The organism is Phycisphaeraceae bacterium, from assembly GCA_019636735.1.
In the GTDB taxonomy this organism is placed as follows: Bacteria; Planctomycetota; Phycisphaerae; order Phycisphaerales; family SM1A02; genus VGXK01.
Genome location: JAHBWY010000007.1, coordinates 61034 through 86935, shown reverse-complemented (window position 1 = coordinate 86935; position 25902 = coordinate 61034). Strand labels below are relative to the sequence as shown.

General features: G+C 65.7%; 22 protein-coding genes. 11 read left to right on the top strand and 11 right to left on the bottom strand.

The genetic code is table 11. The annotated features are described in order from the left end of the window. Positions 1 to 20 precede the first annotated feature (20 nt). Positions 21 to 1589 carry an anthranilate synthase component I gene (gene trpE, locus KF724_10795; GenBank protein ID MBX3356168.1) on the top strand — a complete coding sequence of 523 codons (1569 nt, stop codon included), beginning with the start codon at positions 21 to 23 and terminating at the stop codon, positions 1587 to 1589. Positions 1590 to 1606: 17 nt separating this feature from the next. Here trpE and KF724_10790 read toward each other — a convergent pair whose 3' ends face one another. Continuing rightward, a complete protein-coding gene (locus KF724_10790; protein ID MBX3356167.1) occupies positions 1607 to 2413 on the bottom strand; it encodes a hypothetical protein in 807 nt (268 codons plus the stop codon). An 87-nt stretch (positions 2414 to 2500) separates the two neighbouring features. On the opposite strand from KF724_10790, the gene KF724_10785 reads away from it, so the two are divergent. From KF724_10785 to KF724_10760, 6 genes are all read left to right on the top strand, one after another. Beyond that, positions 2501 to 4993, top strand: coding sequence for a PDZ domain-containing protein (locus KF724_10785; protein MBX3356166.1), 2493 nt, complete (start codon positions 2501 to 2503; stop codon positions 4991 to 4993). Between the two features lie 148 nt (positions 4994 to 5141). Then, positions 5142 to 6314: a pyruvate dehydrogenase (acetyl-transferring) E1 component subunit alpha gene (gene pdhA, locus KF724_10780; GenBank protein MBX3356165.1), complete on the top strand. Its 1173-nt coding sequence runs from the start codon at positions 5142 to 5144 to the stop codon at positions 6312 to 6314. An 11-nt stretch (positions 6315 to 6325) separates the two neighbouring features. Beyond that, positions 6326 to 7348 (top strand): alpha-ketoacid dehydrogenase subunit beta, encoded by a 1023-nt coding sequence (locus tag KF724_10775; protein MBX3356164.1) that lies wholly within the window; start codon positions 6326 to 6328, stop codon positions 7346 to 7348. 21 nt (positions 7349 to 7369) lie between these two features. Continuing rightward, entirely contained in the window at positions 7370 to 8827 is a 1458-nt protein-coding gene (locus tag KF724_10770; protein ID MBX3356163.1) for a 2-oxo acid dehydrogenase subunit E2, read from the top strand. A gap of 54 nt (positions 8828 to 8881) precedes the next feature. After that, positions 8882 to 10183 (top strand): transporter substrate-binding protein, encoded by a 1302-nt coding sequence (locus KF724_10765; GenBank protein ID MBX3356162.1) that lies wholly within the window; start codon positions 8882 to 8884, stop codon positions 10181 to 10183. Next, on the top strand, positions 10180 to 12201 hold the full coding sequence (locus KF724_10760) for a methyl-accepting chemotaxis protein (protein MBX3356161.1): 2022 nt from the start codon (positions 10180 to 10182) through the stop codon (positions 12199 to 12201). The genes KF724_10765 and KF724_10760 overlap by 4 nt, the downstream gene beginning before the upstream one ends. A gap of 87 nt (positions 12202 to 12288) precedes the next feature. On the opposite strand, the gene KF724_10755 is transcribed toward KF724_10760, so the two are convergent. The 5 genes from KF724_10755 to KF724_10735 form a co-directional block, all read right to left on the bottom strand. Further along, positions 12289 to 13242 carry a fasciclin domain-containing protein gene (locus tag KF724_10755; protein ID MBX3356160.1) on the bottom strand — a complete coding sequence of 318 codons (954 nt, stop codon included), beginning with the start codon at positions 13240 to 13242 and terminating at the stop codon, positions 12289 to 12291. A 234-nt stretch (positions 13243 to 13476) separates the two neighbouring features. Next, positions 13477 to 13836, bottom strand: coding sequence for a cupin domain-containing protein (locus tag KF724_10750; GenBank protein ID MBX3356159.1), 360 nt, complete (start codon positions 13834 to 13836; stop codon positions 13477 to 13479). Between the two features lie 112 nt (positions 13837 to 13948). After that, a complete protein-coding gene (locus KF724_10745) occupies positions 13949 to 15358 on the bottom strand; it encodes an NAD(P)(+) transhydrogenase (Re/Si-specific) subunit beta (GenBank protein MBX3356158.1) in 1410 nt (469 codons plus the stop codon). Beyond that, on the bottom strand, positions 15355 to 15762 hold the full coding sequence (locus KF724_10740) for an NAD(P) transhydrogenase subunit alpha (protein ID MBX3356157.1): 408 nt from the start codon (positions 15760 to 15762) through the stop codon (positions 15355 to 15357). Before KF724_10740 ends, KF724_10745 begins: the two co-directional genes overlap by 4 nt. After that, a complete protein-coding gene (locus KF724_10735) occupies positions 15759 to 16922 on the bottom strand; it encodes a Re/Si-specific NAD(P)(+) transhydrogenase subunit alpha (GenBank protein MBX3356156.1) in 1164 nt (387 codons plus the stop codon). Before KF724_10735 ends, KF724_10740 begins: the two co-directional genes overlap by 4 nt. Before the next feature lie 245 nt (positions 16923 to 17167). Between KF724_10735 and KF724_10730 the strand changes: the two genes are divergently transcribed. Further along, positions 17168 to 18427 (top strand): acyl-CoA dehydrogenase family protein, encoded by a 1260-nt coding sequence (locus KF724_10730; GenBank protein MBX3356155.1) that lies wholly within the window; start codon positions 17168 to 17170, stop codon positions 18425 to 18427. A 27-nt stretch (positions 18428 to 18454) separates the two neighbouring features. On the opposite strand, the gene KF724_10725 is transcribed toward KF724_10730, so the two are convergent. Then, complete coding sequence (locus KF724_10725; protein ID MBX3356154.1) at positions 18455 to 18922, bottom strand: SRPBCC family protein; 468 nt, start codon at positions 18920 to 18922, stop codon at positions 18455 to 18457. Positions 18923 to 19146: 224 nt separating this feature from the next. After that, positions 19147 to 19695, bottom strand: coding sequence for a GNAT family N-acetyltransferase (locus KF724_10720; GenBank protein MBX3356153.1), 549 nt, complete (start codon positions 19693 to 19695; stop codon positions 19147 to 19149). A 275-nt stretch (positions 19696 to 19970) separates the two neighbouring features. On the opposite strand from KF724_10720, the gene KF724_10715 reads away from it, so the two are divergent. After that, positions 19971 to 20252 (top strand): hypothetical protein, encoded by a 282-nt coding sequence (locus KF724_10715; protein MBX3356152.1) that lies wholly within the window; start codon positions 19971 to 19973, stop codon positions 20250 to 20252. Between the two features lie 214 nt (positions 20253 to 20466). Here the strand turns inward: KF724_10715 and ftsH are convergent, their stop codons facing one another. The 3 genes from ftsH to bamD are packed head-to-tail and all read right to left on the bottom strand — an operon-like array spanning position 20467 to position 24260. After that, positions 20467 to 22506 (bottom strand): ATP-dependent zinc metalloprotease FtsH, encoded by a 2040-nt coding sequence (gene ftsH / locus KF724_10710; GenBank protein ID MBX3356151.1) that lies wholly within the window; start codon positions 22504 to 22506, stop codon positions 20467 to 20469. Between the two features lie 6 nt (positions 22507 to 22512). Then, positions 22513 to 23112 carry a hypothetical protein gene (locus KF724_10705; protein ID MBX3356150.1) on the bottom strand — a complete coding sequence of 200 codons (600 nt, stop codon included), beginning with the start codon at positions 23110 to 23112 and terminating at the stop codon, positions 22513 to 22515. Continuing rightward, positions 23109 to 24260 carry an outer membrane protein assembly factor BamD gene (gene bamD / locus KF724_10700; GenBank protein ID MBX3356149.1) on the bottom strand — a complete coding sequence of 384 codons (1152 nt, stop codon included), beginning with the start codon at positions 24258 to 24260 and terminating at the stop codon, positions 23109 to 23111. The genes KF724_10705 and bamD overlap by 4 nt, the downstream gene beginning before the upstream one ends. A 59-nt stretch (positions 24261 to 24319) precedes the next feature. Here bamD and KF724_10695 point away from each other — a divergent pair, with 59 nt between their 5' ends. Both KF724_10695 and KF724_10690 read left to right on the top strand, forming a co-directional pair. Beyond that, positions 24320 to 25285: a hypothetical protein gene (locus tag KF724_10695; protein MBX3356148.1), complete on the top strand. Its 966-nt coding sequence runs from the start codon at positions 24320 to 24322 to the stop codon at positions 25283 to 25285. 40 nt (positions 25286 to 25325) lie between these two features. Then, on the top strand, positions 25326 to 25856 hold the full coding sequence (locus KF724_10690) for a hypothetical protein (GenBank protein MBX3356147.1): 531 nt from the start codon (positions 25326 to 25328) through the stop codon (positions 25854 to 25856). Positions 25857 to 25902 lie beyond the last annotated feature (46 nt).

Here is a 25902-nt window from a genome sequence, read left to right as displayed (position 1 = left end):
GTTCGCTACCCTCCCGCACCATGCCGGCGCCGAATCTCCTCGTCCTCTCCCGTCGGCTCCTGTGCGATCACCTGACGCCGGTGCTCGCCTATCGCCGACTGGTCCGGGAGGACGATCGCACGGCGCCGAGCTTCCTGCTCGAAAGCGTCGAACAGGGCGGCGCCGTAGGGCGCTACTCGATGCTCGGCGCACGCCCGGCCATGGAGGTTCTCGCGCGTGAGCGCCAGGTCACGCTCGTCGATCATGGTCGTGGTTCCACGCGAGTCATGGAGCAGGATGACCCCTTGCAGGTGGTCCGCTCGATCTCGCGCTCGCTGGTGCCATTTGCGCCGCAGGGAAGCCTGCCAGTCTTCCACGGCGGGTGGGTGGGCATGGCGGGATTCGACGCCGTGCGATGGCTCGAACCGTTGAAGCTCCCGTTCACTTCAGCGCCACCTGATGATCGCCGGCTTCCCGATCTTCATATGGGGCTCTACCGGAGTGTGGTCGTCTTCGATCATGTCACGCGCCTCATGCACGCGGTGACGGCGGTGCCGCTCGACGATCACGCGAGCGAGTCGGCGGCGCACGAGGTGGGGGAGCGCGAGCTCGATGGCATCGAAGGGCAGCTTGCATCCGAGGCGCCTCCGCTCGATTCGGCGGCGATCAACATGGACCTTGCCGCGCTTCCCGCCGCGCCGGCACGCTCGAGCTTCTCGCGCGAAGGCTTCGAACAGGCGGTGCGGACCGCGCAGGAATACATCGCCGCGGGCGACATCTTCCAGGTGGTGCTCTCGCAGCGGCTCGAGCGTTCAACGAGCGCCGATCCCTTCGAGATCTACCGCGCCCTGCGCGTCGTGAATCCGAGCCCCTACATGATCTACCTCCAGACCGCTGGAGCGATCCTGATCGCCTCAAGCCCTGAGATCCTCTGTCGCACGCGCGGGCCGATCGTGACGAGTCGTCCGCTCGCCGGAACACGGCCGCGAGACAGCGATCCGGAGCGGGACCGCGCGCTCGAAGCGGAACTGCTGGCCGATGAAAAGGAGCGCGCGGAGCATGTGATGCTCGTCGATCTGGCGAGAAATGACCTCTCCCGCGTCTGCGCTCATGGAACCGTCGAAGTCGCGGAGTCGATGGCGATCGAGCGATTCAGTCATGTCATGCACATCTCGAGCACCGTCATCGGACGGCTGCACGATGGCATGGATGGCTGGGACGCGCTGCGAGCGTCGCTTCCGGTGGGCACGGTGAGCGGAGCGCCGAAGGTGAGGGCGATCCAGATCATCGATGAACTTGAACCGGTGCGACGCGGGCCCTACGCCGGCGGCATCGGATGCGTCGGCTGGAACGGGGACATGGATATCGCGATTGCTCTGCGGACCATGGTCATCCCGACGACGCTCGAGCCCGGCGGCATCGCGCTGCGCACCGAACCGCCGTGGACGGTCTGGCTTCAGGCGGGGGCCGGAGTAGTGCTCGACTCCGATCCCCGCCGCGAGTTCGAGGAGACGATGCGCAAGGCGGCAGCCCTCGGGCGCGCGATCGATCTGGCGGAGCACGCCTTCAGCCGCGAGCGGCGCCTGCGGAGTCCGCGAGGTCGCCGGTGAACGCACTCGTTGGCGACTCACTCGGAAGTCGCCAGGTACATCTCTTCGGTCGCCACGGAGAGGCGCTGGACGAGGCCACCCATGATCACCCCGGCAATTCCGATGGGGATCGCCAGCGTGATCTGCGAGGCAATGCCGACCCAATGGGGCGCGGCCGTGGACATCCAGAGCAAGAGCCCGATGAGCGCCAGAAGTGCGGTGGCCGCGGCGAGCACCGCGATCGTCGCGCGCGAAGCAGTGGTCAGCCACGGCGTGTCGAGCAGAGTCGCCGCCCGAAGCAGCAGGACGCTTCCGACCGTCAGTTCGCCGATCTGGAGCCCGCACCAGATGAGGGCGCCGGCGAGCGTCTGTCCCGGCGTCAGCCAGATACCGAATCGTCCGATCGCGTCCTGGACACAGGCCACGGTGAAGATCGTGCCGAAGATTGTCGAGATCCACGCGAGAGTGTGAGCAGCCCGCAGAACAGGAACGAGAGGTCCCCGAGTCCCAAGCCCGGAGCGAAGCACTCTTCCAATCGCCGAGAGACGGACCATGGTCGCGCCGAGCAGCACGACGGCCGTCAGGGGACCGAGAACGGGCCACACAAGCGTTCCCATCGGCGCCAGTGTTGCAATCTTGAGACTCATCCCGAGGTCCTGAAGGCCCCCGACGGCGTACTCGGGATTGGCAAGGATCTTTGCGTCAATCGAGAGTCGAGCGGCCTTGCCGCACTTCGGACAGCGTCCATCAATGGGCAAACCCGACAACACCTCTCCACATCCGATGCACGGGAGTGGAGACTCGATGCGCCCGGCTGGCGCGATGGTCTGGAGCGAAGTGGACACCGGAGTCAGGTTTCCCTTCGGAGAAGGCGAACCTGAACCGAGTATAGAGGTATCCCTCAGCGACCCCTTCAAGGAGAGGCGTTTCCCATGAGCGTTGTGTTCAAGCGAAGTCACCCCGCATCGACCGATGGTTCACCCGCCGCGCGAGAGGCCGCCCGCGGCTCTCGGCCCCGGCCGCGTCGATTCGGAGCCATCGTGCTCTCGGGCATGCTGCTGGCGGGTTTGGGGGTCATGGGTGGAGCGCTTCTCCTGTCGCCGTCGTCGGCAAGCGCCGCCGAGGCGCGCCGCGCTCCGCAGTCGGTTATCGACTGGTCAAACGCCGTCTGGAATGCCGCCAAGGCATCCGACTCGGCGCGGGTCGACGAACTGCTTTCGAAACCGCCCGAGGACATCGATGGCGCCGCGCTCAAGCGTCTCCGGGAGCTGGTCGAGCATCGCAATGAGAACATCCGCGCGACACAGCGGTCCATCGAGGAGGAGATCGGACGCAAGCGAGCCGAACTTCGTCGCGCGCTTGACGCCAATGACATGACGCGGGCGATGCTCGCTGCCGCGAACTTGAAGTTCCTCTGCAAGGAGTGGGTCTGCGAACTCGAGCAGGCTGATGTCGCCGAGGCGATTCGGCGCGCCGAGCAGATTGCCGAGCGAGCGGAGCAGGAGGGAGATCTCCTCCTCGCTCAGGAGATGTTCTTCCGGCTTCGAGGGCTCTACGAGAGCACCACCGAGGCGGCCAAGTATCGCCAGTGGGATGCGCGGCTCGACACGATCAGCCGACGCATCGGATTGATGGCGTCCTACGCACCGAAGCAGCTTGCCGAACTTCGAACGATCGCCTCAAACCGCGTTCGCGCGAGCGCCCGAGCTGCGGCGCAGGCCGCCGCCGACGAAGCGATCGCCGAGGGGCGCGAGCCCGATGCGTCCACGCAGAGCGCCTTGAAGGAGGCCGAGGAAGAAGCGCAGCTCGCGCGCTTCCAGCCGACCGGCGATGAGTGGCGCGACGAGGTGCGATCGATCAACGAAGGCATGCTCACCGAGTCGCTGCGTCGCCTCGCCGGCGACCATGTCTCGAACACGGGCTGGATGCCGCTTCTCGCGGGCAGCCTCGATGCCATGGAGCTGCTTGGATCAACTCCGGCGCTTTCAGAGACCTTCCCCAAGCTGGGTGACGAGACGGCCCGCGCCCGCTGGCTTGAAGCCGTCAAGGCGCAGCAGGCGCGGCTCGCGGCCACTGGCCCCGAGTCGGTCGGCCGCAGGACCTATGAGTCGATGCTCGCCGCGCTCCGAAGCGCGAATCGCGACTCGCTGGAGTTGCCGGAAGAGGTGCTTCTCAAGGAGTTCGGCGATGGCGCCACACATGTTCTGGCTCGCGACCAGGAAGATCCTTACAGCGAGATCATCTGGCCCGAACGAGTTCGACGCTTCCGCCAGTCCGTTGATGGCAAGCTGATCGGTGTGGGCATCCAGATTCGCTTCGACGACAAGCGCGACATCATGGTGTCGATGCCGCTCGAGGGATCTCCGGCGATGCGTGCGGGAATTCGGCCGGAGGATCGCATTGTCGCCGTCGATGGCGAGCCGACCCTCGGCTGGTCGCTGAACCGAGCCGTGGACAAGATCACCGGTCGCGCGGGCGAGGCCGTGGCGCTCACCGTTCGCCGCGCCGATGAGTCGGCGGAGAATGGCGAGCGACTCATCACCTTCTCCCTCGAGCGGCAGCCGATCAAGCTCCGCTCCGTGCATGGCTGGTGGAAGGATTCCCTCGACCGCGACGGCAACCCCGTGTGGCGCTGGTACATCGATCCCGACGCGAGCATCGGCTATGTCCGACTCACGAGCTTCACCGAGGAGTCAATCGCCGACTTCAATGCAGCGCTGCGGCAGATGGAGTCGCAGGGCGGTCCGCTCCGCGGGCTCATTCTTGACCTTCGCAGCAATCCGGGTGGACTGCTCCAGAGCGCCGTTGAGTTCGTGAACATGTTCGTCGAACGAGGCGAGATCGTGAGCTGCCAGGATCGGCTCGGTCAGAAGGTGCCGCGCATGACCCGCTCGGCCCAGCCGCATCGGGCGGTTCGCAAGGGGCTCCCGCTGGTGGTGCTCATCAACGAGGGCTCCGCGAGCGCGAGCGAGATTGTCGCGGGCAGCCTCCGCGCCCATGGCGCCGCCGTGGTCGTCGGCCAGCGCACCTTCGGCAAGGGCAGCGTGCAGGAGGTGGCCTCTGTCAGCGTGCCCGGCGCCGATGCGCAGGTGAAGTACACGACCCATCACTATGTGCTGCCCGGTGACGGTGGCATGGGGCCCGGCCGCCTGGTGCACAAGAAGCCGGGAGCGACGGATTGGGGTGTCGACCCCCACCTCCAGGTGCGCATGAGCCCCGATCAGATTGAGCGCTCGACGCGTCTTCGGAACGAGGCGGATTCGATCGACGATCAGCCGGTCGCGGGAGCAGCCAAGGATCGACCCGATGTGAACGATCTCTTGACCAAGGGGTACGACCCGCAACTGGAGACCGCGGTGCTCGTCCTTGGCGCGAGAGTGCTTCGGGATCTTGAGGAAGCTCGGATCGCCAAGGGCACGCCCTGAGGGCGGCCGGGGTCCGCGGAATCATCGGGCCGGGAGAACCTTCTTCTCCAGCCATTGCCCGCGAAGGGCCGAACCCCTATAAGTAAGGGTTCGCGCCCGCACGGACCGCCATGCCGGTGGTCCCCACGGCGCCAGGTGTATTCCAGACATGACCCGAGTTTCGCCCTCCACGGGCCAGCGCGTCTTCGATGTGCACGGTGCGACCGAGCGACCGGCGATCGCGCCCCCTCGTCACGCACCGGTCCAGCCGGCGGTCGATGACGCCACGCTCACGCGCTGGCTGCGCGACATGCTGCTCATTCGAGAGTTCGAGGTGCGCTGCATGCAGGCGTACCAGGACAAGAAGATCGGCGGCTTCTGCCATGTCTACATTGGTCAGGAGGCGGTCGCGGTCGGCTGCACGGCCGCGATCGAAGCGAAGGATCCGATGGTGACGGCCTATCGCGACCATGGCCATGCACTCGCTCGCGGCATGTCAGCCCGCGCCTGCATGGCGGAAATGTTCGGGCGCATCGGCGGCTGTGCCAAGGGCAAGGGCGGCTCGATGCACATGTTCGATCGGGCGAACAATCTCTTCGGCGGTCACGGCATCGTCGGGGCGCAGACGCCGCTCGGCGCCGGGCTTGCCTTTGCCACGAAGTACGAGGACGAGGTCATCAACGGCGGTCGGTCGAACCGCGTCACGCTCTGCTTCCTCGGTGACGGGGCGCTCAATCAGGGCGCCTTTCACGAGGCGATGAATCTCGCGGGGCTCTTCAACCTGCCGGTCATCTTCATCGTCGAGAACAATGGCTATTCGATGGGGACCTCGATCCATCGCGGCACCACGATGGGGCATGATCTCTCATCGAAGGCCCTCGGCTACGGCATCGATGCGGAGGTGATCGACGGCATGGATGTCCTCGAGGTGCATGCAGGCATGTCAAAGGTCGTCGCCGACGCGCGACGCCGATCGCGACCATGGTTCGTCGACATGCGCTGCTACCGCTTCAAGGGCCACTCGATGAGCGACCCACGGAAGTACCGCACGCGCGAGGAGGAGGAGGTCTTCGAGGCGGGTGATCCCATCGGTCGCCTTGAGCGCGTGATGCGAGATCGAGGCGCACTTGATGATCTCCGATTCAAGGAGATGCAGAAGGCCGTGCGCGAGGAAGTTCGCGACGCGGTCAAGTGGGCCGATGAGTCGCCTGCGCCATCCGTGGGCGAACTGCATCACGATGTCTTCGTCGAGCCGTGGGGGCCCTACACCGGCACGAGTTTCCCGCCGTTTCTGCGGGAGCAGGGCTTGAAGGCGCCGTGGCGCGAGGAGGAGTGTCCATGAGCGTCACTTCGATGAGTTCCGCTGAGGCGGCCGTGGGCGAGCCTGATCCAGGCAGTCGTCAGATCGAGTTCCGCGACGCGCTTCGCGAGGCGATGAGCGAAGAGATGCGGCGCGATGTCCGGGTCTTTCTCCTGGGTGAGGAAGTCGCGCAGTACCACGGCGCCTACAAGGTGAGCCGTGGCATGGTCGATGAGTTCGGCGAGCGCCGCATCATCGACACGCCGATCAGCGAGTCGGGCTTCGCAGGCATGGCGATCGGCGCGGCGATGCTCGGATTGCGACCGATCGTCGAATTCATGAGCTGGTCGTTCTCGCTGGTGGCGGCCGATCCGATCCTGAACAACGCTCCGAAGATGCTCTACATGTCGGGTGGACAGTTCGGTTGCCCGATCGTCTTCCGCGGCAATGACGGTGCCGGTGGCCAGCTCGGATCAACGCACAGTTGGTGTGTCGAGGGTCTCTACTCGAATGTGCCCGGCGTGAAGATCGCCATTCCGAGCTGCCCCTATGACGCCAAGGGCCTGCTCAAGACCGCCATCCGCGACGACGATCCGGTCTTCTTCCTCGAGAGCGAGCGCATGCTCTCCGTGAAGGGAGCAGTGCCCGAGGAGGAGTATCTGATTCCATTCGGCCGCGGCATCGTGCGCCGTCGAGGCGCTGACTGCACGCTGGCAAGCTGGGGGCGACCGGTGAACTTCTGCCTTGAGGCGGCCGAGGAGCTCGCGAAGGAGGGCATCGACTGCGAGGTCATCGACCTTCGGACGATCCGGCCGCTCGATCTCGAGACGGTGGTCCGCTCCGTGCAGCGGACCAACTGCTGCGTGGTCGTCGATCAGAGCTGGAGCTTCGGCTCTCCCGGCAGCGAGCTCGCGGCGCAGGTGCATGCGGCGTGCTTCGATGACCTCGACAACTTCGTGCACCGAGTGCACTCCGCCGATGTGCCGACGCCGTACGCGAGCAATCTTGAGCAGGAGTACCTGCCGAATGTCCGCCGGATCTGCGAGGCCGTCCGACACGCCACCTATCGCGCCTGATCGGCGTTACGCTCTCCGCCCATGCCCATCGATGTCACCATGCCTCGCCTCTCCGACACCATGGAGTCGGGAACCGTGGTGCGCTGGCATGTGAAGGAGGGCGATCCCGTCACCAGCGGTGCCGTGGTCGCGGACATCGAGACGGACAAGGCCACCATGGAGATGCAGGTCTTCGACGATGGCACCATCGCGAAGATCCTGGTTCCCGAGGGCCAGGCCGTGAGTGTGGGAACGAAGATCGCCGAGATCGCGGGGGATGATGATGGCGGAGCCGGAGCCTCGGGCTCGGAACAATCGAATGCAGGTTCGGTGACGCCTCCTTCGGCGACATCGGAGCGAACGAACTCAGCAACGACCGCAGCGTCGTCCGAGCGAATGGGCGCGCCGCAACAGGCGGCTGGTGCTTCACAGGCGGTGCAGTCTGGAGCGCCATCCGATCGTTCTGCTGCGCAGGACTCCCGACGGTCGGCCGAAGGCGTCGCTCCAATGCGCGTCTCACCGGTCGCGCGGCGGATGGCTGAGGAGTTCGGCGTCGATCTCTCGCAGGTGCGAGGTTCCGGGCCGGGCGGCCGGATCATCAAGCGAGACATCGAAGCGGCCGCGGAGACCGCCGGGGCCCGCGTGCCGTCACGCGAAGGGCCGCTGGAAGATCGAAGCAGAGCGGGCCTCGCCTCGCCGGCGCCAGCTTCGGCGTCGCGGAGCGCTGACCGCGGCTCACTGGCCACGCCCGTTGGGCAGGGCGGCGCTCGCTCTGGCGGCGCGCTCGCCGTCTCCGGCCTCCAGAGCGTGGAGATGCCCCTCTCCTCCATGCGGCAGACGATCGCGAAGCGTCTCGTCGAGAGCAAGCAGTCGATTCCGCACTATCAGGTCTCGATGGCCTTTGCGATGGACGCGCTCGTCGCGCTGCGATCATCGCTCAACGCCGATCTCGAGAAGAGCGGCGTGAAACTCTCAGTCAATGACTTCGTGGTTCGCGCGGCGGCGTTGGCGATGGCCCGGCACCCCTTCTTCAATGCAAGCTGGGGGGGCGACCACCTCGTGGTGCACCAGACGGTCAACATCGGCGTCGCGGTGGCCCTCGACGAGGAGCGGGGCGGCGGTCTGCTCGTCGCCACGATCCGCGATGCCGATCGAAAGAGCCTCCGCCAGATCTCCTTGGAGGCGAAGGCGCTCTCCGAGAAGGCCCGAACCAAGGGGCTGTCGCTTGAGGAGATGTCCGACTCCACCTTCACCATCTCGAACCTCGGGATGTTCGGGGTTGATCACTTCACGGCGATCATCAATCCACCCAACAGCGCCATCCTCGCCTGCGGCGCGGCGCTTCAGAAGCCCGTGGTGCGCGATGGTGCGCTGGCGGTCGGCTGGGAGATGACCGCGACGCTGTCGCTCGATCATCGCGTCATCGACGGCGCCATGGCCGCTCGCTTTCTCCAGACGATCCGGCACTTCTTCGAGCATCCGACCCTGCTGCTCGTCTGACTCCATAAGGGGAGCGCGTCTGCTACGCTCGGTCCGTAGGGGATCGTCCCAGGCATGTCGCGGCGCGCCCTCATCCTGCTTCTTCTCTTTGCCGGTGCGTCAACGCTTGCGCTGTTGGCGTGGTGGGCGGGCTCGTCGCTGCTCGCCTCTCGTCGGGCCCCCATCCGAGTCGGGGTGCTTCACTCGCTGACGGGGCCGCTCGCAGTGTCCGAGGCCCCTGTGGTCGAGGCGTGGCGACTGGCCGCCGAAGAGTTGAACGCCGCGGGCGGCGTTCTTGGAAGGCCGATCGAGTTGGTCGTGGTCGACGGTGGAAGTGATCCAACGGTCTTCGCCCGCGAGGCGGAGCGACTGCTCGGTCGCCATGGTGGCGGAGTGGATCTTCTTGCAGGAACTTGGACCAGTTCGAGCCGCAAGGCGCTCCTGCCCGTGCTCGAGAAGCACCGCTCGCTTCTGCTCTATCCGGTGCAGTTCGAGGGGCTCGAAGAGTCGCCCTTTGTCGTCTACCTCGGCGCGGCTCCCAATCAGCAGCTCGGGCCCGCGGTTGAATGGGCAATGGAGCGAGGGCTCCGTCGAGTAACGCTCGTGGGGAGCTCCTATGTCTATCCCGTTGCCGCGAACCGCATTGCGCGTGATCTCGTTGTGGCGCGAGGGGGCGAGATCGTGGCGGAGGTCTATCTGCCGCTGACCGGCGGCAATCTCGTCCAGGTTGCGGAAGAGATCGCCGCGTCGAAGCCGGATCTCGTCATCTCCACCGTCAATGGAGAGGCGAATCAGGGTCTCATGAGGGCGCTGCGCGCCGCGGGCTTCAATCCGGCCACGACTCCGATCATCGCACTCTCGATCAGTGAAGCCGAGCTTCGCGCGTGGGAGCCCGGCCTCTTCACCGATGTCATCGTGCCAGCGAGCTACTTTCGGACCGTGCCGCATCCTGAGAATCATCGCTTCCTGACGGCGCTCCGCACTCGAGGCGCGAGCGACGCGGCGGGCGATGCCATGGTCTCCGCGTACAAGGGCCTTCACCTCTGGGCCCAGGCGGCCGCTCGGTGCGGTTCAACGGCACCCGCCGATGTTCGCCGTGCCCTGCGCGTGTGTCATGGGGAGGGCCCAGGAGGGACCTTTCTGGTTGATCCACAGTCACTCTACACCGCGAAGGTCATGCGCCTCGGGCGCGTGAGGCGCGACGGTGACATGGAGATCATCTGGGACTCGGAGAAACCAGTCTCGCCGCAGGCGTGGCCCGTGTGGCGAAGTCGTGCGGAGTGGCAGTCGTTTATCAATGATCTCCAGACCCGGTGGGGAGGTCAGTGGCAGGGAGAGGTGGCCCCATCCGGCGCAGGAAAGGCAGGCGCCTCGTGATCGCTTCGGATGATCGTGGAAGCGAGACCGGTCTTCTTCGTCGAGATTCGATCGGCGGCCGTCTCCTTCGTGCATTCGTGCTGATGGCGCTGGTGCCGGTCCTGGCCATGCTGCTCATCACCTGGTGGATCTCCCGGACCAGCGTGGAGTCGATGCAGATCTCGAGCTTGAAGGCGATCGCCACGCTCAAGGCGGAGCGATTGAATGCCTTCGCCACGCGGCGCCTCCAGGTCGTGACAGCCCTTGGAGTCAGCCCTGGGGTCAACGCGGCCTTCGATCATCTCGAGGCGACCGCGCGCGTGGAGAGCGCCGTCGATGCCGATCGTGCGTTCCTGCGGAGGCTCTCTGAGAACTACGAAGCGCCCGATGTGCTGCTGATCAATCGCGATGGAGAGGTCCTGCTCTCGGCATATCGGCGTCACCTCGAGGGGCGATCGATTGCGCAAGGGGAACTCAGGAATACAGCGCTCGCCGAGGTGGTTCGCCGCGCCCGCATGCAGATGGCGCCGGAGATCAGCGAGATCTCGCGTGAGCAGGTCGGCGAGCGTCCGATGCTGATCGTGGCCGGCCCGGTGATCGGCGATGGTGTTCTCCGAGGCTTCCTGGCGATGGAGGTGGCCCCCGAAGCCATCGACGAGGTGGTTCTCGATGAGCAGGGACTCGGCCGGACGGGGCAGACGGTCTGCGCCACCATTCAGGGCGGCATGCTCGTGGTGACGGCACCGACGCGCTTCGATCCCGATGCGGCCTTCAATGTCATGGTCCCCCTCGGAGCCGATCGACTGATGCGGCTCCAGAACGCGGCCCGCGGAGTCGACAGCGCTGGTCAGGAGCGCGGCGCCGATGGCGAGATGGTGCTCGGTTCGTGGACGCATGTCGGTGCGCTGGGCTGGGGGCTGGGGGTCACCATGGAGACCTCCGAGGTCTTCGCCCTGGCGCGTCGTCAGCAGTGGGCGGCTGGCGCGGTGGCGCTCCTTGCGATGATTGCGGCGATTGTCATCGCCTGGCGCCTTGCCCGTTCGATCAGTCACCCGATTGCCTGCGCGGCCGAGGCGAGCGAGCGCCTTGCGAGGGGCGACCTTGTCACGGAGTGCGAACCCGTCGGGCGAGGGGAGCCGCGAAGACTGCTCGAGTCGATGGGGCTCGCGATGCGCACGCTCGGATCGCTGCTTGGTCGCCTGCGTCACTCCGCGGCCGAACTCGAGCAGACCGCGACGGAGATCCGGAGAACCGCCTCCGAGCAGGAGGAGGTCGCCCACGCGTTCGGCGCAAGCGCCACCCAGGTCGCGGCGGCGGTCACCGAGATGACTGGTACGGGACGGGAACTGGCGGACACCATGAGCGTGGTCGCCGAGGCGGCCACCAATGCGGCGGCCTTGGCGGGGCGTGGGCGCGAGGGATTGGCGGAACTCGATCGGCGCACGGGGTCGCTGAGGGCGGCGACAGAGACGGTCGCCCGGCGGCTTGAGACGATCCGCGAGCGGGCCTCCGCCATCAACACGGTGATCACCACCATCACGCGCGTCGCGGATCAGACCAATCTGCTTTCGATCAATGCGGCGCTTGAGGCGGAGAAGGCGGGGCGCTACGGACTCGGATTCCAAGTGGTGGCACGAGAGATCAATCGCCTCTCCGAGCAGACCTCGGAAGCGACCACGGACATCGAGCGGATCGTCGTCGAGATGCAGGAGTCGGTGGCCGATGGAGTCAGCGAAATGGGCCGCTTTTCACGCATCATGGAGGAGGGCGCCACGACCGTCGAAGACATCGGCAGTCGGCTCGCCGACATCATCGGCGTCGTCGAAGACCTCAAGGAGCGCTTCCAGCGTGTGAGCGAGGGAATGGATGCGCAGAGCATCGGTACGCGGCAGATCGCCGAGGCCATGGAGCAGTTGAGCGACGGCGCCAGGCGGACGATTGCCGCCGTGCGCTCCTTCGTCGCGGCCAGCGAGCAGCTCGATCGAAGCGCCCGCGCGCTCGCCGAGGATGTGGATCGCTTCCACCTGCCCGGGGCGTGAGCAGAGAACCAAGCTCAAACGACAACGCCCGTGCACAAGGCACGGGCGTTGAAGGTCGATCGTTGCGTGTGGTCGATCGAGGGTTGCTTACTTCGGCAGGATGACGGTGTCGATCACATGGATGACGCCGTTGGTCGCCTCGATGTCAGCCTTGGTCACGGTCGCGTTGTTGATCATGACCTTGCCGTCACGCTGGGTGATCGAAATGCGCTCGCCCTGTACGGTGGGAGCGTTCCGCGCGGCAATGGCCTCGTTGCTGTAGACGCGACCCGGAACGACATGGAAGGTCAGGATCTTGACAAGCTCGGCCTTGTTCTCCGGGCGGAGGAGGCTGGCGATCGTCTCCGGCGGGAGCTTGGCGAACGCCTCATCGGTCGGGGCGAAGACGGTGAAGGAGTCCTTCCCCGAGAGGGTGTCAACAAGTCCAGCCGCAGTCACGAGCTGCGCGAGCGTGTTGAACTTGGCATCGACTGCGGTCTGCACCAGGTTCGACTGGCTGGGCAGGATGACGGTGTCGATGACATGAATGGTGCCATTGGAGGTGCGGATGTCGGTGGCCGTGATCTTGGCCCCGTTCACCATCGCGGTGCCATCCTTCTGTGTGATGTTGATCCGCTGGCCGTTGACCGTCGCCCACGCGGGACGCGAAAGAACGGTACTCGCATCGGCGTTGCCGGGAACAACATGGTAGGTGAGGATCGCCGCGAGCTTCGCCTTGTTCTCAGGCTTGAGAAGCGACTCGAGCGTCTCCTTCGGGAGCTTCGCGAACGCGTCATCCGTCGGCGCGAAGACGGTGAAGGGGCCGGCACCCTTCAGCGTATCGATGAGCTCGGCGGCTTCGAGCGCGGCGGCGAGCGTCTTGAAGTTGCCGGCGGCAACCGCGGTGTCAACGATGTCGCTTGAGCCTCCGACGGCGCCCATGGCGACGGGAGCCTTGGGGGCCGAGGCCATGGTCGATCCACCGCTGCACTGCGCATGGGCGATCGTGGCCACGAGTGCAGAGGTTCCGACAGCAACCAACGAGTTACGAAGCAGGGTCATGGATATCTCCTTCTGAATTCCGACACCACCAAAGGCCCGCGGCGAGTCCGCGGAGCGGGGGTCGTGCAATCTTTCGCGGTGGACCCCACGCCGGATTCACAGCGGGCACCATGGAAGTCATCGCCTGACTCGGACTTTCGAGGGTCTGGCTGGGCCGAAAGGGCTGCTTTCAAGGCCTGCGCCGATCACACTCAATGCAGGAAGAGCCCTCGGCGCGGTCGCACCCGCCGATGCTCAAACCTCGCGTCGCGGCGCTGCGGTTGTTGGATCACCGGTGTTCGGCGTTCCGCGGCGCTCGATGAGCAGCAAGTGCGCCTCCTCGGCGGCCACCGGACAGTGCTCAACGCCCGCTGGCACAACGAAGATCTCACCAGGGCCGAGCGCTACTTCACCATCGCGCAACTGGATGGTGATGCGGCCATGCAACACCATGAAGAAGTCATCGGTGTCCGGATGCGCGTGCCAGACGAACTCGCCCTTCACCTTGGCCACCAGCAGATCATGACCGTTGAACGCACCGACGACGCGCGGCTGCCAGTGCTCGGAGAAGGTGGCGAGCTTGGACGCGAGATTGATGGGAGTCGGTGTGGGCATGGCTCAAAGCGGAGGAGGTCTTGTCAAGAGCGAACGCGTGGTGTGATCCGCGTGCGAGGCGCGCCGCGACCCCGGCCATCGCCCCGCGGCCGACGACGAGGCCGCTCGGTCGTCAGTGGCCCGCGCGGCCGTCGCCGAAGGACTTGGCCACTTCGCCCACCACGGCCTTGGCATCGCCAAAGAGCATCCAGGTCCGCTCGCTGAAGTAGAGCTCGTTGTCAATGCCCGCGAAGCCGGGGTTGCGACTGCGCTTGATGGCGAAGACCGTGCGGGCCTTGTCGGCATCGATGATCGGCATGCCGTAGATCGGGCTCTTCGGATCGCTCCGCGCGGCGGGGTTGACGACATCGTTCGCGCCAATCACCAGGCAGACATCGCACTGCGGCATGTCGGCGTTGATCTCCTCCATCTCGACGAGATCCTCGTAGGGAATCTCCGCCTCCGCGAGGAGCACATTCATGTGTCCGGGCATGCGTCCGGCCACTGGGTGCACCGCGAACTTGACGGTGATGCCGCGCTTCCGGAGCTGGTCGTAGAGCTCCCGAACCTTGTGCTGCGCCTGCGCGACCGCCATGCCATAGCCCGGGACAATCACCACCAGATTCGCCTGCTCCATGATCTGCGCGGCACTCTCGGGGGTCTCGGGGCGGTACTGCTTCTGTTCCCCCGAGGCGCCCGCCTGCTGCACCTGACCGAATGCGCCGAAGAGCACATTGAAGAAGGAGCGATTCATCGCCCGGCACATGATGATCGAGAGGATGAGACCGCTTGAGCCGTCGAGGGCGCCCGCGGTGATGAGCAGCCGATTGTCGAGTACGAAGCCCATCGCCACGGCCGCCAGTCCCGCATACGCGTTGAGAATGGCGATGACCGTCGGCATGTCGGCGCCGCCGATCGGCATGACGAGCATCCATCCGAAGTTGAGCGCGAGAATCACGATGCCCGCGAACGCCCATGGCGACCACGCCGCCGTCGGATGCTGGATGAGCAGCACTCCGAGCACGATGGCAAGGAGCAAGGCGCCGATGTTCACCACCGTCTGCCCGCGATAGACCCAGGGCCGCTGCGGTATCCACTTGAGTTCCTGCAGCTTGGCCGCGGCGATCAGGCTGCCCGTGCAGGTCAGGTACCCGAGGATCACCTCAGCGACGATGGCACCGGTGCGGAACGCCGTGAGCATCTCAGGCTCCGACTGGAACCAGTAGATGTACTTCGCGGTGCCGACGAGCCCTGCCGCGAGACCGCCGAAGGCATGGGAGAGCGCGGTGCGCTGCGGGACAGCCGTCAGCGGAACCATCGCGAGCCAGATGCCGGGGCCGATCGCGATCGCAATCGGCACGATGATCCAGAGATGTCGCGAGACTTCGGGCCGCGCCCATGTGGCGAGCACCGCAACGAGCATGGCCGTTGCTCCGGCAATCACCGAGCGCCGCGCCGTCTTCGGATCGGACATCCAATGCAGCGAGAAGATGAAGAGACTCGCCGCCAGCAGGTAAGCGCTCTCGATGAAGTATCCGCTCATCGCGACGGCTCCCGCTGGGTCTTGAACATCCGCAGCATGCGCTGCGTGATGAGGAAGCCGCTGATGATGTTCGTCATGCTCGCGAAGAGAGCGATTGCGCCGAGCACGCGGACATAGGTGGGATAGTGATCGTCACCCGTGATGAGAATGGCACCGACGACGGCGATCGCGCTGATCGCGTTGGTCAGGCTCATGAGCGGCGTGTGCAGCAGGCGCGAGACGCGTCGAATCACCCCCACGCCGATGAAAGTGGCCAGCACGAAGACGAAGGCCATCGCGGCGATGTCCATGTGCTTGGTGACCGGATCAACCTCCGCCATCGCCTTCTCCGCTGCCGGTGCGTCGGCACCTGCCGCGAACGCGGGAGCGAAGAGCGCCACCATTGCCACGCCGAACGACTTCATGGGCGTTCCTCCAAGGCGGCCAGTGCGTCCCGCGTGGCCTTGTGCGTGACTTCGCCCTGATGTGTGATCATGGCGCCACGAAGAATGTCGTCGTCCACCATCAGATGGAAGCGCCCCTCGCGCGTGAACGCAGAGATGAACGCGAGCAGATTGCGCGACCAGAGGGTGCTTGCGTCCGAGGGCATCGAGGCGGGCAGGTTGAGTGGAGCGACGACCCGGACAGCACCGACTTCCACGGTTCGGCCAGGCTCGCTCGCCTCGCAGTTGCCGCCCCCATCGGCCGCAAGGTCGATCACGACCGCGCCGGGCTTCATGCGGGAGACCATGTCGCGTGTGATGAGCTTCGGGGCAGAGGTTCCGCCGATCAGCGCCGTCGTAATGACGGCGTCGGCGCGGGCGCACTCCTCGGCCAGAAGTTCGCGCTGGCGGGCCTTGTCCTCATCGGAGAGTTCCTTCGCGTAGCCGCCGCCTGCGGCCGCCGAGGTGCGAAGCTCGATGCCGGCCCACTTCGCTCCGACGCTCTCGATCTGCTCCCGAACCTCGGGGCGAACATCGGTGGCGACGACATTGGCACCGAGCCGTTTGGCCGTGGCAATCGCCTGAAGTCCGGCCACTCCCGCGCCGATCACGAAGACGCGCGCGGGCAGAATGGTGCCCGCCGCGGTCATCAGCATGGGGAAGTACCGGGGCAGCTCGAGGGCCGCCAGAAGCGCACCTCGATATCCCGCAATGTTCGCCATCGAGGAGAGGGTGTCCATGGACTGCGCCCGCGTGATGCGCGGAATCGCATCGGTTGAGAAGGCGGTCAGCCGATGCGCGGCAAGCGCCCGGATGCACTCCAAGTGTCGCAGCGGAAGAAGACCCCCAAGGACCATGCACCCTTCCGGCAGCCGCTGGAGTCGTGCAACCAAGTCGACTTCGGCGGTGGAAGGCGGCCTGACCTTGAGCACCATCTCGGCGCCGTCCAGGGCCGCGGCCGCGTCATCAACAATCACCGCTCCTGCGGTCGCATAAGCCTCGTCCGCGAACTTTGCATCCGCGCCCGCGGCGCGTTCCACGGAAACCGTGTATCCCGCCGCGACGAGTTTTCTGACGCACTCCGGAACGAGCGCCACGCGAGTTTCGCCCGGAGCGGTCTCCTTGATCACGGCGAGCTTCATGGCGTTGCGACGGTCGCAGCGGGATGGGTCGGTCCACCCACGCAGTGGACCGACCGCGGCGGAAGGCTACACCAAGTCAGCACCATGGAAACCGTTGCGGCAGGGTGGGAGGGGGCCTATCCTCGGGTGTTCCAAAGGGGTGCATCGGACGCGAGGTGCGAGCCGAAACTGCCTTTGGAATCGATGGGTCCGCCTTCGTGGGACCCGTGGCGTTGTTCCCGCAGTCTGTTTTCAAGGACTCCCGCATGGGCTCTTCGACCGTCACCGTCACCATTCCCTCGGCCGCCACTCATACGCCCATTACTCCGCGGGGCGGCGACGCCGAAGCGCATGCGAAGGCCATGGCCAAGCTCATGGCCGATGTCGAGGCGTATTGCGAGGAGCTGCGGCCAATCGAGGAACTCTGCTACCTCGAGCGTCGGTTCAACCCCGACATCGCGTCGCTCGCGCACAAGTACGGCATTCTCGGCATGCCGATCCCTGTGGAACTCGGGGGACGCGGCGCCGATTCATTGACCTACGCGCGGGCTCTCGCCCGCATCAACCGGGAAGGCACCGGTGTTCGGACCTTCTTCTCCGGACAGACTTCGATCGGTCAGTACCCGATCCTCAAGTACGGCACCGACGATCAGAAGAATCGCTACCTGCCCAAGTCATGCAAGGGTGAATGCACGCTCGCCTTCGGATTGACGGAGCCCGAGGCGGGGTCGAACCCGCTCGAGGGTACGACCACCTATCGCCGCGATGGCAATCGCTTCCTGATGAATGGTGTCAAGTACCTCATCTCGAACGGCTCGATCGCCGACGCGGTCATCGTCTTCGCCTTCCCCGAGGGCGTGACCGGTCCTGAGCGGCGCATGAGCGCGTTCATCGTGGACACGGCGGGGGACACCTTCAACAAGGAGCAGTTGCACGCGAAGCCCGGCATGTACACGGCTGATACGGCGATGTTCGAAATGCACGATCACCCGGTCCGCGGCGACAACATGCTCGGTGCCGAGGGTGAGGGCTTCCGGATCGCCATGCACACGCTGGTGTCCGGCCGACTCTCAGTGGCGTCCGGCTGCCTCGGCTCGATCGAGGATTGCCTCATCGAGTGCATCAACTACTCGAAGGAGCGCCACCAGCACGGCAAGCCGATCGGCAAGCACCAGTTGGTGCAGGATCACATCGCCAAGATCGAGATCCTCCGGGCGGCGAGCGACGCCATGATCGAGCGGGCCGCCTGGGCGAAGCAGGCTTCGGATGAGCGCCCCGGTGACAAGGCAGCGCTGGCTGAGGCGGACTTCCGCGTCGCCGAGGCGAAGTTCTACGCGAGCAATGCCGCGTGGGAGGCGGCCGATCACGCGGTGCAGGTCTTCGGTGGGCGCGGCTGGTCGGAGCTCTACAGGCCCATGCGTCATCTTCAGGATGTGCGCGTCTGCCGCATCTACGAGGGCACCGACGAGATCATGAAGATGAAGATCGCGGCGCGGCTCCTCGGCAAGGAGTACGAGGCGTTCTGAGAGCCGACGAGGTCGAGCCGGACGGCGTCACGGTGCGGCGGCGAGGTGCGCCCGCACGCCATCCCAGCCATCTCGGATGACCTTGTTCGCCGACGCGCGGATGAGCGTCGACCCGACGGCGGTGACGAGGCCGGACATCTTCACCACCTCGGCCTGCCAGCGCACGCGTGATCCGCTGCCATTGGGAGCAGGTTCAACATGGATCCTGGACTCGACCTGCATGGTCAGTCCGATCCCCTTCGTGTCGACCCGCAGGAGCGCATCGCCGGGAGGTGTGCGCTCGGCAACAACCAGCGTGATCGTGAGGTTCGTCTTCAGGAAGGAGAATCCCGGTCGGACCACGGCCTTCAGGGTCTTCTCATCGACGCGCTCCGACGACACGACCCCGGGGATGATCTTGGCGAACGCCGACGGATCAGTCAGCAGTGCGAAGATGCGATCGGGGGAGTGGGGGAGGTCCTCCTCGCCGCTGAAGGGTTCAAGCCGTGATGCCATGGTCCGACGATGGTAGGGGATCGCCACAGGCGCGTCCCGGACCGGCGTTCACGGGAACCCACCACTCGGCGACACGAAGGCGATCGCGCCGGGGTCGTCGCGGCGCCATGAGCCCGACCCGTCGACGCCATCGACCCTCGGCAGCCCCGAGGGCAGCGCCGGCGTCGATTCCAAGGGAACGGAGTTGACCGGCGGGGACCCATTCAAGCCGCTCGACGAGGGCGTCACTCCGGGCTTCGGATCGGTTTCGCCGGCGAATCACCTCTTGGGGCCTCGACTTGGAAGACCAGGTGATCGATCCCCTCGTCATCGGGGCGCATGCCAGCGTAGATCCCGCCGATGCGCTCCACGGCCTTCCGCGAGCGGACATTGTTCGGCCCGACCAGGAGGTTGACGCGATCGACGAACCCGAAGGCGTGCGTGAGCATGAGACGCTTCATTTCGCCGTTGAAGCGTCCTCCCCAGCACTCACGCACGAGGAATGTCCAGCCGATCTCGACCTCCCGCCGGACAGGATCATGGCCGTGATAGCGCGTGCAGCCGATGACTCGACCGCTCGCGCGATCGATGACGATGAAGGCGCTGCGCGACTCGATGGCTCCGCGGAAGTACTCGGTGAACACCTCACGCTGCCAGCGGTCATGGCGCGGATGCTGCGCCCAGATGAGAGGATCCGACGCGGCGGCGTAGAGCGCGTCGAAGTCCTCTGCGCGGAGCGGCCGGAGCGTGAGGAGTTCGCCTTCGAGGGTGGGCTGAAGGTTGATCGGGGCCATTGGTGCGATGACACGAAAGCGTACCCGTCGCAGGATGCAGATTGTTCGCCATGAACTTCGCGATGACCACATGATGACCGCAGGTCCGTCACGATCGTCATGCGCGCGATCATCGACCCATGCTCGCCTACTGCGGCGTGGGGCGATCGCGTGCAACCGCATTGACCGTCGACGCCCATCGTCGTATGCTCGGAATCTCGTGGCGACCGGGCCAGCTTCGTGTCACGGGGCCCCATCGGCCAGCATGGCGGACAGACTCCAGCTCAGGAGACCTAATGAGCGGATTGCAGCCACACCGTGGGACCCTGGTGCTTGTTCTGGGCATCCTCGGCCTCGTCACCACCTGTGCACCCATCGGCGTTGTGGCATTCTTCTTGGGAAGGGCCGATCTGAAGGCCATGGATACCGGTGTCATGGACCCAACCGGTCGCGGGATGACCCAGGCCGGGTACATCTGCGGGATCATCGCCCTATGCCTCCTGGTGCTGACGCTCCTCGTGTTTGTCGTCGCCGCGATCATGCCGCTCTTCGCCAGCTTTCGCGTCTCGTCAGCCTGAGCTGGCGGTCTTCGTCGGGCGCGATCGCCGGGTCGGATGTGCAGCACCATCGCGTGTCTGAATGGGCAGCGCCGCCCCGGCCGTCGATGCGCGCCATGCGACGCTCGCCTGGCCCGGGTGCAGTCGGTTGATCACCGCGCGCGGTGTCGGCTGGCCACAGGACCGATGTCCAGCCGGCAAATCCTCACCGGTTCGGGCCCGACGGAGCTGGAGACTACGCCGGGCTCGGCATCATGCCGCCGACCTCGTCGGGGCCGGACTCGCGCGGTGGGGTGGGGCGCGGCGGGGCGGCGGACTTCGACTGCACCGAGATCATCTCCGCGACGGTCGGCCTGTCGAGCGCTTCGCCGCGCATGAGCTTGTCGACTTCCTCGCGCTGGAGCGTCTCGAACTTGAGGAGCGCCTCGGCCACGGCGACCACCTGATCCCAATGCGCTTCAAGCAGGCGCTCGGCATCGGTGAAGGCGTCGTCGATCAACCGTCGGATCTCCTCGTCGATGATTCGGGCCGTCTCGGGGGAGTAGTCGCGATCGGGGACGAACATGTCCCGCGTGTCCGCACCGGTGTAACTTACGAAGCCGAGCCGCTGGCTCATGCCCCACTCGAGCACCATCGCGCGGGCGTACTGCGTGGCCATGCGAATGTCCATCGCAGCGCCGGAACTCACATCACCGGTCTTCTTGGCTTCGGCGATGCGTCCGCCGCAGAGCACCCGCATGGTGGCCAGCAGGAACTTGCGCGAATAGCCGTAGCGATCCTTCTCAGGAAGACTGAAGGTGGCGCCACCCATCTGCCCGCGCGGAATGATGGTCACCTTGTGAAGGGGGTCGGCGTCATTCAGCATCGCCTGAAGCACCGTGTGCCCGGCCTCGTGGTAGGCGGTCGCCACGCGCTCGATCTGCTCCACCTTGCGCGACTTTTTCGCCCGGCCGAAGCGGATCTTGTCGCGCCCCTCCTCGAGATCGACCTGCTCGATGAAGTCCTTGTTCGCCATCGTCGCGAGAATCGCCGCCTCATTGATGATCGCGGCGAGATCGGCGCCGGAGAACATCGGCGTGCCCCGCGCGGTCTTGTCGAGGTCGACATCGGGTCCGAGCTTCACCTTCTTCGCGTGGACACCGAGGATCTGGCGGCGTCCGGCAACATCGGGCAGAGGGACATTGACCGTTCGATCGAAGCGCCCGGGGCGCGTCAGCGCAGGGTCGAGGACATCGGCGCGGTTGGTGGCCGCGATGACGATGACCTGATCGTTGGCGTCGAAGCCGTCCATCTCGACGAGGATCGCGTTGAGCGTCTGCTCACGCTCATCGTGGCCACCCGTGTTGTAGCCGCCGCCGCGCTTCCGCCCGACGGCATCGATCTCGTCGAGGAAGATGATGCAGGGGGAGTTCTCCTTCGCCTGCTTGAAGAGATCTCGCACTCGACTCGCACCGACGCCGACGAACATCTCCACGAAGTCGCTGCCGGAGATCGAGAAGAAGGGCGCATCGGCTTCGCCCGCGATCGCCTTCGCGAGGAGCGTCTTGCCGCAGCCAGGAGGGCCCTCAAGCAGCACGCCGCGTGGAATGCGACCGCCGATCTTCTGGAAGCGCTTCGGGTTCTTGAGGAACTCAACGAGCTCGGTGACCTCTTCCTTGGCCTCATCGATGCCGGCCACATCGTTGAAGGTCACATGAACCGATTCCTTCGTGGTCAGGCGATGACGGCTCTTGCCGAAACTTCCGAGCATGCCGCCGGGGCCGCCACCCGCCGCGCGGATCGAGCGCAGGAACCAGGTGAGCAGGAGCGCCATGAGCGCGATGATCACCGCCGCGATGATCAGGTTCTGCACGAGGGAGCTGCTGCGCCGCTCGATCCAGTTCACGCCGAGGGCATCGAGGCGCTCGCGGTAGAAGGCCGCGCCATCGCTTCCGATCTCGACCACGACCACGGAGCTGCGATCGCCAGGTCGCTCCATGCCCGGGGTCTTCGGCTTGAGTTCCGCCGTGAGACGGGTCTCATCGAGCACGACCGAGTCGGGCACCACGAGACCCTGCTCGAGATAGGTCCTGAACTCAGGCCATGGCAGTGTCTTGCCGCGCACGCTCGCCTGCGTCACCACCATGAAGAGCAGCACGATCATGATGATGGCGATCAGCCATGTGGTGGCATTGCGACGGGGACGAGCAGGCCCCCCCGGAGGCGTAGGGCCACCCGGAGGCCGCTGATTCGGGCCCTGATCGGGAGTCGGAGGCTCCTGGCGTGAGGGGGGCATGCGTGATTACCAATCCACCTGCATTGACGCGACGATATCCGAGGCCATGTTCTGAACGGCGTTGTAGCTGCCAAGGTCAATCGGCTCAGCCTGCGGGCGACTGGCGATGAAGACGCCGCTTCCGGTGAAACCCTGTCGGGCCACGATGGGCTTGCCGGTCCTCATGTCGATCCATTCGAAGTCAACAGTCACCTGCATCACCATTTCTTCCGAGAGACCTGTCGCCACGCTCTTGCTGAGTTCGCGGAGGCGGACCTGTCGGATTGACCCTCGGAGCACGGTATCCGCGTTGGCGGGCGAGGTCACGCGGTAGGGGGTGTTCTGCTGAATTTCCTTGACCACCGCGTCGGTGAGCAGGCGACTGATGTCGCGCTCGTAGGTGCGATTGTCGAAAATGGGCACGGCAACCGTCCGGTAGTTCTCAGGGTGCGACGAGCGCGTCGACCACCCTTCGTTCGGATTGGCGGCGCAGCCGCTCAGTTGCGTTCCAGCGGCTATGACCACGGCGACGATCACCGGGAAGGTGATCGCGGTCATCGCTCTCGTCGCTCTCATCGCGGTCATCATGCGGGCCAGCGATGCGGCAAGGTCTCGAAGCGGCATCACGGGTTGCCCCCGCTTCCTGTCGACGATGCCCCGGCCGACTCGACTCGGACCGGCTCGGCGGATTCCTGCGGCACTGCGGGGATCGCTGGCGTGCCAACTGGCGGAATGCCCGTGGGAAGTTCGACATCACCTTCCTCACCGAGAATCGCGCGTCGAATGGGTCGGTAGTTGGGCATCGTTCGAACATAGGCCTGCGGCAGGCGTTCCATCAGGGCCGGAAGCGCCCGGGCCTCGGCCACGGCGGCGATCGAGCTCGGGTATTCGCGCAGCAGCCGGCGAATCGTCCTTTCACTGGCGATGTAGTCGCTCGTCTGGCGATACCAGCGAGCCTGTTCAGCGAGCTTCGCCGCCTCGCTTTCGTAGATTCGCACGAGCAGCGCCTCGGCGCCGACCTGCTGGGCCACGACGGGCTCGATCGCCTGCAACTCCTTGATCTTCACCGTGGCTTCCACCAATCCGCTCGCGTCATAGGGCGGACCCTTGAACTGCGCCAGGTGCGAAGCGATGAGCCTCAGTCGAGCCTTGTTGATCTGTCGCGAGCGGGGATAGTTCTGAATGAACACATCGTAGGCCTCGACCGCCAGCGCCATGTCTCGGATGCGGAAGTAGTAGTCCGCCAACTCCATGCCCGCGCGCTCGGCGAGCGCGCTTCCGGGCAGGCGCTCCTGAATGCGAATGAGGATCTCCTGCGCCTCGGGGCCTGCGTCGATGATCCTGAAGGTGCCGAAGAACTTTCGCTTGAGCCCGTTCGCGTAGGCCACCGCGACTTGGAACTCTCGCTCGAGTGCGGGAACGAAGAACTCGCTCATCGGGTAGCGCCGGATGAGGTCTTCATAGGAGAAGAGCGCCTTGTACTCATCGCCTTGGGCGAGAAGGGCGTCACCCTGCACAAGCAAGGCCTCCGGTCGGAGCGGGTGGGTGGGATAGCGCTCGAGCCACGCATCAACGAGACTCTGAGCTCGTGACGCTTCGCCGCGCGCCAGGGCCTGCTTGGCCATCGTGAGCTGCTGCGCAGGCGGCGAAGGGTCGGTCTCCGGGCCCTTCCACTCGTCCATGTCGTCGAGGCGGCGCGTCTCCTGGGCCGTGGCCACGGGGGCGAAGGCGATCGCGAGGGCGAGGCCGATCAGCAGCATTTGCAGAGTCCGCATGGGAGCGGAGCGGATCGTACTCACCATGCGGATCGTGCGGCGGCTACCGTGGCGGCTCGGTGCCGGTCACTCTGAAGAGAATTCTGCTGATTGCGAACCCGGTCTCGGGCGGTGGTCGGGCGGCGCGCCTGGCGGAGCGACTGGCACAGACCCTTGCGCCCGATGTGAAGGAGGCGCGCGTGCTCCACACCTCGCCGGGTGATGCGAGGCCGTGGCTTGCGCCGGAGTTGTCGGGGATTGACCTTGCGATCGTCGTCGGCGGTGATGGCGCCGTGCGACAGAGCGCGCCACTGCTCGCAGAGTTCGGAGTGAACCTCTGGCACGCGCCGGCGGGGACGGAGAACCTCTTCGCCAGGTCACTCGGCATGCGCGGCGATGATCGCGCCATTCTCAAGGCGCTCGAGTGCGGCGTGACTCACGAGATCGACCTCGCGCTGGCGACACCGCTCGGCATGACCGACAGCAAGCCCGAGCCGTTTCTGCTCATGGCCTCCTGTGGATTCGACGCCGATGTGGTCTCGCGTCTCGCGGCGGTGCGGCGCGGCCCCATCTCGCACTTCTCCTACGCCGCGCCGATTCTGTCGACGCTGCGACACTTCACCCCTGTGGGTGTGCACATCGAATGCGACGGGCAGGCGCTCCTCTCGGGTCAGCCGACCGTCGGTGCGATCGTCGCCAACAGTCCTCGATACGCGATCGGCCTCAATCCGATTCCCGCGGCGCGCATGGACGACCACCGCCTCCACGCCGCGATCCTGCCGGGGCGCAGCGCGCTCTCGTCGCTCTCCTGGGCTGTGCGATGCCGCTTCGGCCGGCCACCTGCGAGTGTCTCCGCCCCGCACCTGCGGGTGCGTTGCGAACGCCCTTGTCTGTGGCAACTCGATGGCGATGCGGCCCCATGGCCTGCGGTTGAGGGTGTTGAATTCCGTCTGTCCCATCTGCGCGTTCCGGTGTTGCTGCCTGCTCCGAATGAACCGCCCGGCGGAAGGGAAACCCGCTTGAGCTCACTTGTCGGCCGCTCATGAGATTCGATCGTCTCACCGTCCGACGAGGAGGTGCAATTCGATGGGAACCAGGCAGCCAACCAATGAGCGAACACCCGCAGCCGCGAACGCCCCTGCGACGAACGGCGCCAGCGTCTTCAAGATCGCGGCCCTGACCACCGCACTGCTGGTGGCCGAGGCGGCGGCGATCGTGGGTCTCTTCGCGTTCGTGGGGCGCCCCGCGGCGACTCAAGCGGATGTGGGCATGGCCAACGCCGAGCGCGAGACCCAGGAACTCCCGCTGTTTGAAGGTCGGCTCTCGAATGATCGAGCCGGCAGCGTCTACGCCTACGACACCGAAATCTATCTGCAGGTGCCTCGCTCCGAAGCGGAACGGGTCCGCAAGGAGATCGAGCGCACGCGACATGAACTTCGTGCAGAAATTGCCGCCATCTGGCGGAGCGCCGAGCCGGCGCACTTTCAGGAACCTCGCTTCGAGACGCTCACCGCCCGTCTGGAAGCAATGCTCCGCGAGCGCTTCAACCGCTCCGGGCGTCAGGGAGTGGAGAAGGTGGTGGTTGTCTCGGGGGCAGGACTGCGGCTGGGACGCTAAGGCCCCGGTGAACTTCTGAGTGGCGTCCTGGTCGGGACGGAATGGC

What these genes read in the sequence shown, in the direction of transcription:
- trpE (MBX3356168.1), top strand. Translation starts at nt 21, where the DNA reads ATGCCGGCGCCGAATCTCCTCGTCCTCTCCCGTCGGCTCCTGTGCGAT.
- KF724_10785 (MBX3356166.1), top strand. Translation starts at nt 2,501, where the DNA reads ATGAGCGTTGTGTTCAAGCGAAGTCACCCCGCATCGACCGATGGTTCA.
- pdhA (MBX3356165.1), top strand. Translation starts at nt 5,142, where the DNA reads ATGACCCGAGTTTCGCCCTCCACGGGCCAGCGCGTCTTCGATGTGCAC.
- KF724_10775 (MBX3356164.1), top strand. Translation starts at nt 6,326, where the DNA reads ATGAGTTCCGCTGAGGCGGCCGTGGGCGAGCCTGATCCAGGCAGTCGT.
- KF724_10770 (MBX3356163.1), top strand. Translation starts at nt 7,370, where the DNA reads ATGCCCATCGATGTCACCATGCCTCGCCTCTCCGACACCATGGAGTCG.
- KF724_10765 (MBX3356162.1), top strand. Translation starts at nt 8,882, where the DNA reads ATGTCGCGGCGCGCCCTCATCCTGCTTCTTCTCTTTGCCGGTGCGTCA.
- KF724_10755 (MBX3356160.1), bottom strand. Translation starts at nt 13,242, where the DNA reads ATGACCCTGCTTCGTAACTCGTTGGTTGCTGTCGGAACCTCTGCACTC.
- KF724_10750 (MBX3356159.1), bottom strand. Translation starts at nt 13,836, where the DNA reads ATGCCCACACCGACTCCCATCAATCTCGCGTCCAAGCTCGCCACCTTC.
- KF724_10745 (MBX3356158.1), bottom strand. Translation starts at nt 15,358, where the DNA reads ATGAGCGGATACTTCATCGAGAGCGCTTACCTGCTGGCGGCGAGTCTC.
- KF724_10740 (MBX3356157.1), bottom strand. Translation starts at nt 15,762, where the DNA reads ATGAAGTCGTTCGGCGTGGCAATGGTGGCGCTCTTCGCTCCCGCGTTC.
- KF724_10735 (MBX3356156.1), bottom strand. Translation starts at nt 16,922, where the DNA reads ATGAAGCTCGCCGTGATCAAGGAGACCGCTCCGGGCGAAACTCGCGTG.
- KF724_10730 (MBX3356155.1), top strand. Translation starts at nt 17,168, where the DNA reads ATGGGCTCTTCGACCGTCACCGTCACCATTCCCTCGGCCGCCACTCAT.
- KF724_10725 (MBX3356154.1), bottom strand. Translation starts at nt 18,922, where the DNA reads ATGGCATCACGGCTTGAACCCTTCAGCGGCGAGGAGGACCTCCCCCAC.
- KF724_10720 (MBX3356153.1), bottom strand. Translation starts at nt 19,695, where the DNA reads ATGGCCCCGATCAACCTTCAGCCCACCCTCGAAGGCGAACTCCTCACG.
- KF724_10715 (MBX3356152.1), top strand. Translation starts at nt 19,971, where the DNA reads ATGAGCGGATTGCAGCCACACCGTGGGACCCTGGTGCTTGTTCTGGGC.
- ftsH (MBX3356151.1), bottom strand. Translation starts at nt 22,506, where the DNA reads ATGCCCCCCTCACGCCAGGAGCCTCCGACTCCCGATCAGGGCCCGAAT.
- bamD (MBX3356149.1), bottom strand. Translation starts at nt 24,260, where the DNA reads ATGCGGACTCTGCAAATGCTGCTGATCGGCCTCGCCCTCGCGATCGCC.
- KF724_10690 (MBX3356147.1), top strand. Translation starts at nt 25,326, where the DNA reads ATGGGAACCAGGCAGCCAACCAATGAGCGAACACCCGCAGCCGCGAAC.